The following is a 14,629-nucleotide window of genomic DNA, read 5'->3' as shown; positions in this document are numbered from 1 at the left end:
GATGGCGGGCAGCCTGCAGTTGCGTAACCGGGCAGCTGGCGGGCTGGAAGCGTGCATCATCCTGCAGCAGCAGGATGTGTAACCTGATGTATCTGCCTGCCCGCCACACACATAACCCGACAAAACGGCGTTCCCGCGACACAGCCTGAACACATGCGGTGGATGTAATAGACGTACTGCCGGACGCGCAGACGTTTATCCACCGTATGAGGTTCCCTATGACACTGCTTATCGCTTTTCTCGCCGGGATGCTGACGCTGCTCAGCCCCTGTACCTTACCGATTATTCCTTTTGTATTTGCCAGCGTACGCGGCCGTCGCGGACAGCTGCTGGCGCTGCTGAGCGGCATGGTCCTGATGTTCACGCTGGTGGCGCTGCTGGTATCGCTTACCAGCCACTGGGTCAGTCAGGTCACCAGCATTGGTCGCGACCTGGCGCTGTTGTTCCTGGCGATAGCCGCACTGACGTTAATCTCGACGCGCATCGCCCAATGCGTTATCCGGCCGTTTGTCGCGCTGGGTAATCGCCTCAACGATGCCAGCCAGCGGCGTAGCGGGGTGCTCGCCGCGCTGCTGGCGGGCCTGGCAACCGGTCTGCTGTGGTCGCCCTGTGCCGGACCGGTGCTGGGCGCGATCCTCAGCCTGGCCGTCGTGGGCGATCATCCACTGTCGGTTGGCGTGTTGCTGCTGGCGTATGGCAGCGGTGCCGCGCTGATGCTGGCGCTGCTCTATTTCGCCGGACGCTCGCTGGTAGCGCGACTGCGTCCGGGGCTGGCGATGAGTGCGCGGCTGCGTCAGGCGGCGGGCGTGCTGATGCTCGCCTCGGTGGGCGTGATTGTTACCGGCTCACAGAGCCAGCTGCAGGCAGCGCCCGCTTTTGCCCTGAAGCTGGAGCAGCAGCTGAGCCAGTGGCTGACCACGCCGGCACCCAAAGTGCGCCTGGAGCCGGTTAGCCTGCCGCAAACCAGCAGCGCGTTGCCGTCGCTGGAGGGGGGCACAGCGTGGCTGAACGGGGCACCGGTGACGCCTGCCACGTTAAAGGGCAAAGTGGTACTGGTCGATTTCTGGACCTGGGATTGCATTAATTGCCAGCATACGCTGCCATACGTGCGCGACTGGGCCAGTAAGTATCAACGTGACGGGCTGGTCGTTGTGGGTGTGCACACGCCGGAGTACCCGTGGGAGCGCGATGAAAAGGCGCTGAAGCGCGCGATTACGCGCTGGCAGCTGCCCTACACCGTAGTGGCGGATAACCATTACAGCATCTGGAACCGTTTTGGTAATCAGTACTGGCCCGCGCACTACATCTTTGATGCACACGGCCAGTTGCGCTACACCGCGTTTGGTGAAGGTAACTATGAAGAGCAGGAGAGGGTGATTCAGCAGTTGCTGAAAGAGGCGCGTGCATGACAGGTCAGGCGGCCCGCCCGGGCCACCACTGCTTCTCATTTAGGTAGTGGTTCGCGGGCTATGACGTTGAAAACCGGGGGCTTCACAGGGACTATCAGGTAAACAGCGGGCGGCATTGCCGGGGGCCTCCCAGCCCGTAGGGGCACTCTTCAGTGTGACCGTCATGGCGCAGCCACCGTTGCCACCCCGATATGCAAAATGCAGTAATCCTACGCATAACTTGTAGTTTGGTTCCGCGTCCAGGCTGGGGTTTACTGTCAGCGTTAACCTTTTATGGAGAAGCTGACAATGAAGAAGATCCTGCAGCAGTGGCTGGCGCGTCTGGCAGCCAGCAAAGCCGCCACCCCTGACGGGCGCGAATTCGACCCCGGTGAGCATATCGATCTGCTGATCCCGATCAGCCAGCTGTACGGCGTGGAGTTTCATCCTTCCGTGTATCGCTACTATGAACGATAACCGCCGCCACCAGCGCATGCGCTATTGCTACTGGAATGAACTGTGCACGCCAGACTAAAAACCCGCTCACGCCGAGCGGGTTTTTTTATGCTGTTTACCCGCCTGATGAAAAAATTGCCGTAACGTCCCGCCGGTTTGTTCAATTGTATTGATTTCGTAATTTTAACGTAAAGAAAAGTATTCCCAAGCGGCAGCGCGCGTGTAAGAATATAAAAGTAAATGATAACCATTGGCGTTATCATTTAGGTGTTGTCTGGGAAAACCGTGTTGATTCAGTGCTATGCCTGAATGGCAGGTGCGGTTAAGACAATGAGTGCGTTAATAACGATAAGAAACTCACCTTTTAACATGGATAAAAATCGCCAGCTGCCGTTTGGTAGCTTCAATTCGCTGACCCTGTTCACCGGGCTTTGTATTGGTATTTCGCCGGCTGCGGCGCTGGGGGCCGATAACTCCGGCAAAAAATCTGATGATACATTAGTGGTTGAAGCGCGCACGCCGTCGCTGTACGCGCCAAATGCCTCGGCCGATCCCAAATTTACCCGTCCGCTGGTGGATACCACCCGCACCATGACGGTGATTCCGGATCAGGTTATTAAAGATCAGGGCGTCACCAATCTGACCGACGCGCTGAAAAACGTGCCGGGCGTCGGGGCGTTTTATGCCGGGGAAAACGGCAGCTCAACCACCGGCGATGCGGTGTACATGCGCGGTGTCGATACCTCCAACAGCATTTACGTGGATGGCATTCGCGACATCGCCAGCGTCACGCGCGACACCTTCAACACGCAGCAGGTGGAAGTGATCAAAGGGCCTTCCGGCACTGACTATGGTCGCAGCGCACCATCCGGCTCGATCAATATGATCAGCAAACAACCGCGGCTGGATACCGGCCTTGACGCGTCAGTCAGCGCCGGCAGCGCGTGGATGCGCCGCGGCACGCTCGATTACAACCAGGCAATCAACGACAATGCGGCGTTTCGCCTTAACCTGATGGGTGAGAAAACCCATGATGCGGCGCGTGACAACATCCAGAACGAGCGTTATGGCGTCGCGCCTTCGCTGGCGCTGGGGTTGGACACCGCAACGCGGCTGTACGTCAACTATTTGCACTTCCACCAGAACAACACACCGGACGGCGGTATTCCGACCGTTGGCCTGCCAGGCTATTCGGCACCGTCTGCCGCGTATGCTGCGCTGAACAATTCCGGCAAGGTCGCCACCAGCAACTACTACGGCACCGATTCTGATTTCGACAAATCGACTACCGACAGTGCCACGCTGCGCTTTGAACACGATTTGAGCGATAACACCACGCTGCGCAACACCACGCGCTGGTCACGGGTGAAGCAGGAGTATCTGCTGACGGCGGTGATGGGCGGAGCCAGTAACATTACTGCACCCAACCCGAACGATGTTGGCAGCTGGCGCTGGTCGCGCCTGGCAAACACCAAAGATATCAGCAACCGTATTCTCACCAACCAGACCAATATCACCTCGAAATTTGCCACCGGTTCCGTCGGGCATGATGTGAGTGCGGGCGTAGAGTTCACGCGTGAAAACCAGACCACCTATGGCGTCAACGCGCTGACCCCACCTGCGGTGAATATCTACCATCCCATCAGCAGCATTTCGATTGGCGGTCTGGACCGCAACGGTGCGAACGCTAACGGGCAGACTGACACGTTTGGCATCTATGCATTTGATACGCTGGCGATTACCCCTGACTTTGAGCTGAACGGCGGTATTCGTCTCGACAACTACCATACCGAGTACGACAGCGCGACGGCCTGTGGCGGCACCGGACGCGGCGCGCTGGCTTGTCCGGCGGGCGTGGCGCGTAATACGCCGGTGACCACGGTGGACACGGCGAAATCCGGCAATCTGGTGAACTGGAAAGCGGGGGCGCTCTATCGTCTGACCGAACAGGGCAACCTGTATGTGAATTACGCCATCTCCCAGCAGCCACCGGGTGGCAGCAGCTTCGCGCTGGCGGCGGGTGGCAGTGGCAACAGCGCCAACCGTACCGATTTTAAACCGCAGAAGGCCAAATCCAGCGAAGTGGGCACCAAGTGGCAGGTGCTGGACAAGCGGCTGCTGCTGAACGCCGCACTGTTCCGCACCGACATCGAAAATGAGGTCGATGCCAATGATGACGGCACTTACTCGCAAACCGGCAAGAAGCGCGTGGAAGGCTATGAACTCTCAGCAACCGGCAACATAACGCCAGACTGGGAAATCATTGCCGGTTACACCATGCAGCACGCGTCGGTGCGTGAAGGTGCCAGCGTGGCGCAGGATGGCTCATCCGCGCTGGCCTATACGCCGAAGCACGCCTTTACGCTGTGGACCAACTATCAGGCCACTGATGCGTTGTCGGTGGGCGCGGGCGCACGTTATGTTGGCAGCCTGCGTCGCGGCAGCGATGGGGCCGTGGGCACGCCGGATCACACCGAAGGCTACTGGGTGGCTGACGCGAAGCTTGGGTATAAGGTCAACAATAACCTCGACCTGCAGCTCAACGTGTATAACCTGTTTGATACTAACTATGTGGCATCGATCAACAAGAGTGGCTACCGCTATCATCCGGGCGAGCCGCGTACCTTCCTGTTGACGGCTAACGTGCATTTCTGATGGTCAACCGTGGGGCGTTCGCGCTCCACGCTTAATGGCGAGAACTCCGCGATGATGTATCACATTCCTGCCGTGCTCAACGCTGAACAGCTGGCGCACTTTACCACCCAGCTGCAGCAGGCTGACTGGGTTGACGGACGGGCGACGGTCGGCAGCCAGGGCGCGACCGTAAAAAATAACCAGCAGATTGACACCGGTACGCCACTTTACGATCGGCTGCAGGCTGCAGTGCTTCAGGCACTGAATAGCCATCCGCTATTCTTTGCCGCCGCGCTGCCGCGCACGCTTTCTGCGCCGCTGTTCAACCGTTATCAGCAGGGGGAAACCTACGGTTTTCACGTTGATGGTGCGGTACGCCACAATGGCGCGGCCGGCTGGATGCGTACCGATCTCTCCGCCACGCTGTTTCTGTGTGAACCCGACAGTTACGAGGGCGGGGAACTGGTGATCGAGGATACTTACGGTCAGCACCGCGTAAAACTGCCGGCGGGCGACCTGGTGCTTTATCCTTCCAGCAGCCTGCACTGCGTCACGCCAGTCACGCGCGGCGCGCGGGTCGCCTCGTTTTTATGGATTCAGTCGATGGTGCGCGATGATAAGCAACGCGCGATGCTGTTTGAACTGGACCGCAACATTCAGAGCCTGAAAGCGCGCCACGGTGACAGCGAAGAACTGCTGTCGCTGCTGAATATGTACCACAACCTGCTGCGCGGCTGGACGGAGGTTTAGCCGTCACGCAATAACAAAAAGCCCGCTCAGGTTTCCCTGAGCGGGCTTCTTTAAATCTGGCTCTCTGACTGGACTCGAACACTAATTTAATCTCCTGTTTAATAATGATAATTTATTTATATAGTGATTTTGTTACATCATTTATGCCATCATTTTTATCTGTGAAGGATAAAAAGTCAATTTTAATCAATTATTTACTTCACCGTTCTCTGGCGAACGCTATCGAACTGTTACCCTTTTTTCCACCTTCTGTCAAATTGCCCAGGTTGTTTACAGCGGTAGTTGAACGACTGCCGCACTGATAGTATCGGGTCATGGCAATGGGTAAGGGTGGTGATGATGAAGAACTGGTCTTCGGAATTTAACAAAAAAATCAGGAAGTGGCTGGATATAGATACTTACCGGAAGTTTGACTCCCTGACGTTGCAGGAGCTGTACTATGAAATCTGGGTGAGAACACTTTTCTTTAAAGAGAATCCGGATGAGGAGGAAAAACAGTTTTTAGGTATGTTTTATGGACAGATCGTGTCAGGAAAGCCATTTCTGGTCACGTCCGAGATGGTAAAAAACATGAACCCTGATGTGCGTCTTTACCAGCCCCCACACTTCTTTTTCACTACGACAGAAAGGCTGGCTCAAATCAGCGTGACGGCCATGCTGAATGAGATGTACTACTGGATTGGAGATAACACGTACCGTATCAATCTGGCTCACTCAGGAAAGGTGATAACAGAGGCGATGGAAGATAAATTTCCAACAAGCATACTTCTTGAAGTGGATTTGGCGAATGGAACCGATCAGGAAATCGCGGAGTCTATAAAGGCCGCTTTACCGCAATGGAGAAGATTTAAAGGTATACCCGAATCTCCACCGGAACCGGTTCGCTTTGGTCATGGCACCATTAAAAAGCTCATTAACTACCGTATCATACCTATGCTGGATATTATCGTATGGGCTGCAAAAAACAATCTGCGCATGGCAGATGACCGCCTCTCCCGGTTACTTTATACGGATGATGACGACGACAATCGAATCCGACATGCACACCATATCAAGGACACAGACAGGCCGCTGGCGATGAAAGCTATAAAAGTCGACTTTTTGCGCCAGTTCAATCTATATATCAACAAAAACAATGAGATAAAAAACTGGAGAGTTTCAGACGTCATGAAACTCTCGGAAACAGAAGAAGACTAACTTCAACAAACTCCCGGACAGGAAGTTGCAGCCGTTACCTGTCCGGATTGTCACTCATCTCTGACCTTCTCCCACCATATAATTCTCCTCGTTGACACAGCAGAGGAGAAATCAACATGTCTGACAGAAAAGAAAACCTTATTCGTCTACCGGAAGTGATTAAAAGAACGGGTATCAGTAAAACCACAATATATGCGCTTATAAATGTGAAGCGATTCCCATCGCAAGTGAAGATCGGTGCGAGGGCTGTTGCATTTATTGAAAGTGAAATAGATGAATGGCTTGTTAACTTAATTAATACATCACGTAATAAATCAGCCGCAATTAAAAACAAAAACACAATAGATTGCTATGAGTAAAAATAACGTAATTGAATTTAAAAGAAGATTTGGGACTGATGGTAATGAATTGGCTATATATAAAGAAATGGAAGCTTTAATTGTAGAATATTATTTCTATTATGAAAAAGAGCTTACTAAGTCTGGTTATAAGAGGAAGGATATTTTAAATGATAAGAATGGTGCTATGACAGCCATGAATACAGCAATTGAGGTGTTATTGCGTGAAATTTATGGCGATAAAATTACCGATTTATTTTTTGATTACAATGCACAGTTATAAAAAATATAGAAGTTATATTTGGTATTAATGACGCTCATCTTAACTTAAAAACAGGAATGATTATGAAAAATATGAATAATGATAGTATGCGTGTATTTACTCAGTTTGTGTTAAGCCCGGAATTTCGCAGGGCGTTTTCAAACAATATGAGTTTGATGAAGAATGTGGAGCTTGTCGTGCATGAATTTATACAGAAAACTACGACTGGGTTTGTTTTATCAAAAAAAAGGATTTATGCAGATTACCATACAGATAAAAATCTACAGGGGGAATTACACGATTTTATAAGGAAAGCAATTCGGAAAGAGTATGGCAACATAGTTAAAGTAACGTGTTTCCGTATTGAGTAATACAGATCTGGATTAAAAAAGAAAACAGAAATAGACGAGCGCCTTGTGCAGGCGTTTGTTTATGAAAATTTGAAGATACGAGGTGAGAATATGATCCACGAATTTCATATCCTTTATTAGTACAGAATAATTCAGGAAGCGGCTGCTATAAGAGGTATTCGAATACTGGAGAAAGTTTTCTTAAACTGGATGTTCCGCCAGATTTGATAATTATGGAAAATATTTGCTTAGATTAATTATGTACAGAACCCTGCACAACTTTCTATTGTGCTATTGAGGTTCATTCGGAATATGTTCTTTATTCATTAACGAACAATATAACCGCGCATTTTCTTATTTGCCTCCAAGGGGCAACCAGCAATGCCTGTATGGGCTGATTGCTATTAGTAACATTTTTTCTGAGCTAAATGCTCGCTTGCTCGCACTAGGCGAAAATTAAAAACCTTGGATAAATGGCTGGTCTTGATTTCGCTAATGCGCTCAATCGCTAAAACCCAGGCTCTCGCCCTTTTGATTTAACTTTAAAAAATTTTTTCTTCACCTGATGAAGTGATTACTTCATTTTTCGGCCTTAAAATGAAGAAAAGTCTTCACACGATGAAGAAAATAGTCTCATTTTGAAATCAATGTCATTTAAGTTTTCAGTGCGCGTGAGCGCATAGCGATTGAGCGAGCAGCGAAATCAAGACAGCTTCCTTATCAAAGGTTTTAATTTTAAAGCAGCATATGAGCAGGCGAATATGCTGTATGAAAAAATTAATATAGTAACCATATCGAGGGCTTGCTCGATATGGTCTGTAAAGCTAAAAAGAAAAGATAATAGTTACGTCCTGACCTGCTGGTTGCCCCCTCAAAGGGCAAAGAAGCATGAGTCAGGGACTATGTGTGTTTTGGTTAAAGAAGAATTATGATCAAATCCTTTGAACCCAATGACGCAACCTGAAAGTTGCGTCGGTTCTTTAACTAAAAATGAAGCCCAATGACACGGAATAAAATCCGTGTAGGGTTACATAAAATGAAAGAAGACCATCAGATATTTTACCTCTTGAAAAACAGTGATAATCATCTTTCGCTTCGCTCTATATTAATAATGAAGAAGGAAACTGCCCTCAGCCCAGATATAGCTTAAAACAAAGTTCGCGATCTGGGGACTTAAAGTCCGTGGTTTGGGGACTATAATCGGTTCTTATTCTCATTTGATATTGTTAAGTTCATTTTTAAATAATATTTTGATACTTCAAGTGTCTGTCTTTGATACTTGAAATACTATTTATTTAAAAATAAATTTACTTTAAGTATTGACTAATGGAATAAATATGTTAATTAAAAGCTAATAACAATAATAAAAGGAAAATAAAATGACACAGGAGATAACCAATAAATCAAGAAGAGGATTACAACGCCATGTGAAAAACCCATTTATAATGTCTGCGAGCAATAATACAAAAGGCGGGGTCAAAAGAATATCAACAGGGAAAGACAGACTGATGGTTGTCAATGAGAATACAGGAGAATGTTTAGGTGGGGCTGGTTTTTTTCAATATCAGGAAGTAGATAGAACACAATTTTTAAAACTTTATGTAAATGGCGTCAGAGCGATCACTGAGTTATCTTCGGCAGGAACAAAGGTTTTCGAAATACTGTACAGAGCAATGCAAGAGCAAAAGGATACTGACACAATTTTAATGTCGTATGATATTGTAGATAAAACGGTAGTGAAAATATCAAGAACGACTTATTTCAAAGGAATGAAAGAACTGGTGGAGAAAAACTTTATTGCGGAAACCATGATCCAGAATTACTACTTTATTAATCCAGATTTTATGTTCAACGGTGATCGCCTGTCATTTGTTAAATCCTATATTTTAACGGAATCGAAGCATTCCAGGATGGGAAGTAGGATAAGGTAATGAAAAAAATACCAGAATACATAAATGGAAGCTGACTTCATCAGCCAGATTGAACATATCCGTTTTATGTTTGATAACAGGGTTGGTAGTGTGAAGTATAATTGCTCTTCATGTGGCTATCAGGTCGTATGGCTGCGTTGCTTCCCGCCTGCTAACGAAACTGGTCATAGGGCTATACGCTCTTAGGCTTTCTTGAACCAATCGCGTTTCATTATTGAAAAGTCAACAATTTGATCTGTAAAATCGATCGATATGCAATTATTGATAGGTTATGGCGATTAATAATCAGAAATCGATCGGTAATTAATTGTTTAAATCGATCGATATATTTTTTTTGATAGTTCATAGCTATCGTGTGTTATGGATTTGATCGATAAAAACGATATGACAGTCCCTTGCTTCAGATCAATTATATCAATTACTTAGAGTTTATCTGGCGAGGAAAAGAGCATGTCAGAATGTCCATTTTGCGGTACAGAAGTAAAGGAGCAAGTGTCAGTGTGTAGGGGATGTGGTGCTGAGAGGGTTAAAGGCTACGTCAGCCAGCAGACTATGAAGGGGTTGGTAGCCGTTGGAACGATTATTGGTATTCCAGCGGGATTTGTCATGGCCTATCTAACCAAATCCACGCCAGTAATGGTGATAACTTTGCTCGCGTTGATGCTTGGCCCCTTACTGATTCTGAAATTTAAAACCAAAGATAAAGTCAGTTGGGTTCGTCCGACCGCACGTTAATGGCTTTACCAACATCAGGGAAAAACACCATCACTTACTGTTCTGAATGACAAACTCAGGGCAGTGAGTTTTTTATAATCCTGTACAGGTTTTTTAAAATGAATAAAACGATCACGGCTTTATTAGCATCTGCCGCTTTTACGCTCGCAGGTTGTCAACAGTTGTCTGACGCAACCGGGAAAGTAGGGGAGTCAATCAATTCTTCCTTATCTTCTCTGAGCGGGGCTTTAAGCCCATCAAACAGTAAGAGCACAACACTTGCCTCTGATAATCTTCTTGTGAACACCGTTAACGGTTTAGGCGTTATTTGCCGTGATTATGAAGCAAACGCTATGGCAGGTAAAAAGAACTGGATTGGCAAGAAGATCAGCATCAGCAATGCCACTGTATTAGAAGCGCAGGAAGCTTACGACACGATGAAATACTTGGGTGCGCAGCGAGACCATAAAACCTACGCTATTATCTTCCATACGGCTGATACGAAATATTGCGGAGGGGCTGTACTGCTGACTTACTATCAAGGTCAGGATGACGATATCCTGAAAATTAAGAAAGGGCAAAAGATCACGATTACAGGTGTTGTTTATGATATTGGCGACAGGACGTTTAATACACATAATAATGGCAACATGGCATGGAAGGTGATTAAAATAAAAGGTGGGGTAATACAATAAACATTAATTTAATTGAAAAGCATCCTCTTATAATATACAGATTGAGGATGCTTCTCTTAATGTTTTCCTCAATTTAGGCGGCAGAATCCTTCTCAACAGCAAGAAAGGGAGAGTTGTCAAGCGCGGCAAATGATGCTTCGTTATTAAGTAGTCGTATGAAGTATCTTTTTTGGTCTTTTGTTTTAAGATTTATTAACCCTCCGGTTAGATCAATGTTCCGTTGAAATACAGGGAATTTTTGCATGACTTGCTGTATTTGAGGAATTGAGACTCCCGTTTTTACTAAGTTCCCTTTTGAGACCATAGCAAGTCTACGCATAAATGCTCTGTCTTTATACATATCCTTGAAAATATCTAGCGGTACTTGCATACCTTGTGTGTTAACAATACCAAGATTTATTATTAATGGTGTTGAGCTGTTTGCAAGATTATCTATTACACTTTCTAAGCCATACATTCTTTCAAGCAATTTAATATTTTATGCGTAATACTTATTCTGAAAGAGGAAAAAGTCAACAGTATCATTTATATCAATGCAGTCATGAGTTACCTTGTCTAAGGTTCTGCCATTTAAACTCAAGAATGATTTTTTCGTTTTCTTATGTAAAGAGACGGGGTATTTATGTTGGTAAATAACTACGCTGTTTCCATTACCATCACAAAGGTGATAAATCACTGCCTTTACCGACGTAAGACTTTGCGTGGAAAAATTAAACTGTTTTGCATTTCCATTAACCCCAAAATTTAACACATCGTTCATTTTAGTAAATTCAAATGGAAGGTGATTAATTGCCAAGTGATCATATTCGAAAACTTGTTTATCTCTTTCTAATAAAGTAGATACGAGTGGAACAGTAGCTTTACCTCTGTTAGGTTCAATAATATTTTTGACTATGCTTTTAGAAAATGAGGTGGTTAGCTCATTTTCAGCATTAGGCTCAAGATTAACCTTAAATATATCTATCGCACCTTGAATGTCAGCAACAAAAAAAGCCTCACCAGAAATACTTTGAGATTGTAAAATATTTTCAATGTTAGTGAACATATCATGACCTCTACACTATTTTAGCTAAATAAGTTTCATCATCGATTTTTATATACTTTATTATATCAGTGCTCTTTAAAACACTTCGGCAGATTACTGTGCATTTTTTTACACCTCGGTCATGAACGTTAGCTTTGTATATTCTGAATCCGAGTATTGCAAGTGATGGGTTTGAATAAAACCTATTTGTTTTTACATATATCGCTCCGATAACAAATATCATCAATCCTAAATTCAATACGGTTCGCTTACTATCTACATCAGTAAATACCAAGGGCATTATATATGTAGTTAAAAACTCTAAATGCTCATGATTTTCATTGCTAATATCGGATACAGTACATACGACAGACCAGCCTGAACCAAAACTGTTTGCAAGAATTATTAAAATAATTGTACCGATAAAGATGAAAACCAAACTAACTATGAAAACGATATTTCTTACTCTCAATGACGAGGTCGGGAAAGAGAAATTTTCAGAAAAAATATAGTCCCACGAATTCTTTATCAGAACCTTATCGTAGGACATGATTAATAATGATAAAAATAGAAGCCACAGTGATAATATATATAGCACTGTTTTAAGATATGGTCTGCTATCCATCAGCTTCTCCTGTAAAAACTTAAAATAGTTTGGATATCTAAAACAAGGTAAATCACTTGCCTAGTTCCCCTGCTAACAACTCAGCCTGCTTCAAAACAGTTTCCGTAGCCAGCAATGACATATCAGGCGGATAGCCATATTTTTTGAGCAGACGTTTTACCACCACGCGAATTTTCGCTCTTGCCGCTTCTTTCACTGTCCAGTCCAGACTCACATTGTTGCGGATAGCCTCCGTCAGGACGACTGCCAATTCTCGTAGTTTTTCCTTTTGCATCAGTTCACGAGCGCTGTCGTTATCGGCAACAGCAGAATAAAAGGCGTATTCATAAGTGCTAAGGTTTAGTTGGCTTGCAAGGCTGTCGGATTCCTGGATAGTTTTGGCAAGCTTGATGAGTTCATCGATTACTTCTGCTGCGGTCAGTACCTTGTTCTGGTAGCCATTGATTGCAGAGGTCAGCATATCAATCAGTTTTTTCCCTTGTGTGATACTCTGGTTCGAGCGAACCTTGATCTCATCAGCAAGCAACTTTTTAAGCGTTTCCAGAGCAATATTTCTGTGCTGATAATCCTTCATTTCCTGGAGAAACTCATCAGATAGCACAGAGATATCCGGCTTCTGTATTCCCGCTGCGTCAAAGATATCCACGACTTTATCCGTGACCAGTGCCTGATCGATAGTCTGTTTTACCCGCACTTCAAGACTGTCATTGTGTTCTTCTTCTGAGCCGTCTGGGTTTTCAGTAAATTTATTCAGGCGAGCCTTCACTGCCTGGAAGAATGCGACTTCGGGTGCCGCTTCCATAGCTTTATCATGTGGTGTTGCCAGAGCAAATGCCTGGGACATAGCAGTAACGGCAGCAAGGAAACGCATTTTCCCTTTGCCGTTATCCAGCCCTAAAATGTGGTTTTCTGATTCAAGGATAATCGTCAGGCGTTGTGAAGTCGTTGCCGTAAAGTAGGCTTTGTAATCGTAGCAATGCATCATGCCTTCCAGGATTTCCAGCTTTTCTTGCATGAGCGTCACGGCTTCTTCCTGAACTTCGGCTGGATCACCGCGTCCACCTGCGTCAGAGTAGAACGAGAGGGCTTCTTTTAAATCAGAGGCAATGCCCAGATAGTCAACCACCAGACCGCCGATTTTATCCTTATACACACGGTTGACACGGGCAATGGCCTGCATCAGGTTGTGGCCTTTCATCGGTTTGTCAATATAGAGGGTATGCATGCTGGGAGCGTCAAAGCCGGTAAGCCACATATCACGCACTATCACCAGTTTCAGCTTGTCGTCATCGTCTTTCATTCGGTTAGCCAGAACCTGTCGTTCTTTTTTGGTGGTATGGTGTTTAGCGATTTCTGGCCCGTCAGCAGCAGAAGACGTCATGACGACTTTTATTACGCCGTCATTTAAATCATCACTGTGCCACTCAGGTTTAAGGGCGACGATTTCCTTATACAATTCAGCGGCAATACGGCGGGATATGGATACAATCATACCCTTGCCATGATCGGCGTTGGACTTTAAGCGCTGCTCAAAGTGCTGAACCATATCCGCTGCAATGGCTTTAATGCGTTTTGAACTGCCAATCAAACCTTCGATTCTGGCCCATTTAGAACGTTCTTTCTGGGTAAGCGTCAGTTCATCCTCGTTAAACTCATCGTCAAAGTCTTCAATAAGCTGTCGGCCTTCATCACTGATGGCAATTTTCGCCAGACGGCTTTCATAGAAGATACGCACGGTTGCACCGTCTTCAACGGCCTGTGAGATATCGTAGATATCAACATAGTTACCAAAAACAGCAGGTGTGTTAACGTCCGTTTTTTCTATGGGCGTTCCGGTAAAGCCCAGATAGGTCGCGTTGGGTAAGGCATCACGCATATATTTGGCAAAGCCATAAACAGTACGTTTTCCTGTTACGTTGCCTTCACTGTCTTTCACGTCAACTTCTTTGGCGCTGAAACCGTACTGAGATCGGTGGGCTTCATCAGCGATAACGACAATATTGGTTCTGTCTGATAGCAACTCATAGATATTGCTACCATCATCAGGCTGGAATTTTTGAATGGTAGTAAACACCACACCACCAGAGGCTACGCGCAAATATTCTTTGAGTTCTTCCCGGTTGTCAGCCTGTTTAGGTGTCTGACGAAGTAACTGTGTCGCGGAAGAGAATGTACCGAATAGCTGATCATCCAGGTCGTTACGGTCAGTGATCACAACAACGGTGGGATTATCCAGCGCCAGTACAATCTTCCCGGTATAAAACA

13 protein-coding genes and 1 pseudogene are annotated in these 14,629 nt (G+C 46.2%); 11 read left to right on the top strand and 3 right to left on the bottom strand.

What is annotated here, in order from left to right; all coding sequences use genetic code 11:
• Positions 1-218 precede the first annotated feature (218 nt).
• The 11 genes from FT726_RS22940 to FT726_RS22890 all read left to right on the top strand — a co-directional run bounded on the left by FT726_RS22940 (position 219) and on the right by FT726_RS22890 (position 10,715).
• Positions 219-1,409, top strand: coding sequence for a cytochrome c biogenesis protein/redoxin (locus tag FT726_RS22940; protein ID WP_346303507.1), 1,191 nt, complete (start codon positions 219-221; stop codon positions 1,407-1,409).
• A 288-nt stretch (positions 1,410-1,697) separates the two neighbouring features.
• A complete protein-coding gene (locus FT726_RS22935; protein WP_021313248.1) occupies positions 1,698-1,865 on the top strand; it encodes a hypothetical protein in 168 nt (55 codons plus the stop codon).
• Positions 1,866-2,213: 348 nt separating this feature from the next.
• Positions 2,214-4,499 carry a catecholate siderophore receptor Fiu gene (locus tag FT726_RS22930; RefSeq protein WP_346303506.1) on the top strand — a complete coding sequence of 762 codons (2,286 nt, stop codon included), beginning with the start codon at positions 2,214-2,216 and terminating at the stop codon, positions 4,497-4,499.
• 51 nt (positions 4,500-4,550) lie between these two features.
• On the top strand, positions 4,551-5,228 hold the full coding sequence (gene ybiX, locus FT726_RS22925; protein WP_150058604.1) for a PKHD-type hydroxylase YbiX: 678 nt from the start codon (positions 4,551-4,553) through the stop codon (positions 5,226-5,228).
• A 339-nt stretch (positions 5,229-5,567) separates the two neighbouring features.
• On the top strand, positions 5,568-6,425 hold the full coding sequence (locus tag FT726_RS22920) for a DUF6387 family protein (protein WP_346303508.1): 858 nt from the start codon (positions 5,568-5,570) through the stop codon (positions 6,423-6,425).
• 116 nt (positions 6,426-6,541) lie between these two features.
• Complete coding sequence (locus tag FT726_RS22915; RefSeq protein ID WP_346303505.1) at positions 6,542-6,784, top strand: AlpA family transcriptional regulator; 243 nt, start codon at positions 6,542-6,544, stop codon at positions 6,782-6,784.
• On the top strand, positions 6,777-7,046 hold the full coding sequence (locus FT726_RS22910; RefSeq protein ID WP_346303504.1) for a hypothetical protein: 270 nt from the start codon (positions 6,777-6,779) through the stop codon (positions 7,044-7,046). Before FT726_RS22915 ends, FT726_RS22910 begins: the two co-directional genes overlap by 8 nt.
• 62 nt (positions 7,047-7,108) lie before the next feature.
• Positions 7,109-7,396, top strand: coding sequence for a hypothetical protein (locus tag FT726_RS22905; RefSeq protein WP_346303503.1), 288 nt, complete (start codon positions 7,109-7,111; stop codon positions 7,394-7,396).
• A gap of 1,358 nt (positions 7,397-8,754) precedes the next feature.
• Complete coding sequence (locus FT726_RS22900) at positions 8,755-9,306, top strand: replication/maintenance protein RepL (RefSeq protein ID WP_346303502.1); 552 nt, start codon at positions 8,755-8,757, stop codon at positions 9,304-9,306.
• Between the two features lie 450 nt (positions 9,307-9,756).
• Positions 9,757-10,041, top strand: a complete 285-nt coding sequence (locus FT726_RS22895) for a hypothetical protein (protein WP_346303501.1) — start codon at positions 9,757-9,759, stop codon at positions 10,039-10,041.
• Between the two features lie 98 nt (positions 10,042-10,139).
• Positions 10,140-10,715 carry a hypothetical protein gene (locus FT726_RS22890; RefSeq protein ID WP_346303500.1) on the top strand — a complete coding sequence of 192 codons (576 nt, stop codon included), beginning with the start codon at positions 10,140-10,142 and terminating at the stop codon, positions 10,713-10,715.
• Positions 10,716-10,788: 73 nt separating this feature from the next.
• Here the strand turns inward: FT726_RS22890 and FT726_RS22885 are convergent.
• From FT726_RS22885 to FT726_RS22875, 3 genes and pseudogenes are all read right to left on the bottom strand, one after another.
• Positions 10,789-11,475: pseudogene (locus tag FT726_RS22885) on the bottom strand (Kiwa anti-phage protein KwaB-like domain-containing protein).
• A gap of 295 nt (positions 11,476-11,770) precedes the next feature.
• The gene (gene kwaA, locus FT726_RS22880; RefSeq protein WP_346303499.1) at positions 11,771-12,364 is read right to left on the bottom strand and encodes an anti-phage protein KwaA; all 594 of its coding nucleotides are present in this window, start codon (positions 12,362-12,364) and stop codon (positions 11,771-11,773) included.
• Positions 12,365-12,416: 52 nt separating this feature from the next.
• The coding region (locus tag FT726_RS22875; protein ID WP_346303498.1) for a type I restriction endonuclease subunit R at positions 12,417-14,629 on the bottom strand (2,213 nt) is incomplete at its 5' end.

Origin of the sequence: Pantoea sp. Morm, from assembly GCF_016643525.1 — a bacterium.
GTDB lineage: Bacteria > Pseudomonadota > Gammaproteobacteria > Enterobacterales > Enterobacteriaceae > Pantoea > Pantoea dispersa.
Note: the sequence above shows the minus strand (reverse complement) of the source record. Positions and strands in the feature narration are given on the sequence as shown.

What these genes read in the sequence shown, in the direction of transcription:
- FT726_RS22940 (WP_346303507.1), top strand. Translation starts at nt 219, where the DNA reads ATGACACTGCTTATCGCTTTTCTCGCCGGGATGCTGACGCTGCTCAGC.
- FT726_RS22935 (WP_021313248.1), top strand. Translation starts at nt 1,698, where the DNA reads ATGAAGAAGATCCTGCAGCAGTGGCTGGCGCGTCTGGCAGCCAGCAAA.
- FT726_RS22930 (WP_346303506.1), top strand. Translation starts at nt 2,214, where the DNA reads ATGGATAAAAATCGCCAGCTGCCGTTTGGTAGCTTCAATTCGCTGACC.
- ybiX (WP_150058604.1), top strand. Translation starts at nt 4,551, where the DNA reads ATGATGTATCACATTCCTGCCGTGCTCAACGCTGAACAGCTGGCGCAC.
- FT726_RS22920 (WP_346303508.1), top strand. Translation starts at nt 5,568, where the DNA reads ATGAAGAACTGGTCTTCGGAATTTAACAAAAAAATCAGGAAGTGGCTG.
- FT726_RS22915 (WP_346303505.1), top strand. Translation starts at nt 6,542, where the DNA reads ATGTCTGACAGAAAAGAAAACCTTATTCGTCTACCGGAAGTGATTAAA.
- FT726_RS22910 (WP_346303504.1), top strand. Translation starts at nt 6,777, where the DNA reads ATGAGTAAAAATAACGTAATTGAATTTAAAAGAAGATTTGGGACTGAT.
- FT726_RS22905 (WP_346303503.1), top strand. Translation starts at nt 7,109, where the DNA reads ATGAAAAATATGAATAATGATAGTATGCGTGTATTTACTCAGTTTGTG.
- FT726_RS22900 (WP_346303502.1), top strand. Translation starts at nt 8,755, where the DNA reads ATGACACAGGAGATAACCAATAAATCAAGAAGAGGATTACAACGCCAT.
- FT726_RS22895 (WP_346303501.1), top strand. Translation starts at nt 9,757, where the DNA reads ATGTCAGAATGTCCATTTTGCGGTACAGAAGTAAAGGAGCAAGTGTCA.
- FT726_RS22890 (WP_346303500.1), top strand. Translation starts at nt 10,140, where the DNA reads ATGAATAAAACGATCACGGCTTTATTAGCATCTGCCGCTTTTACGCTC.
- kwaA (WP_346303499.1), bottom strand. Translation starts at nt 12,364, where the DNA reads ATGGATAGCAGACCATATCTTAAAACAGTGCTATATATATTATCACTG.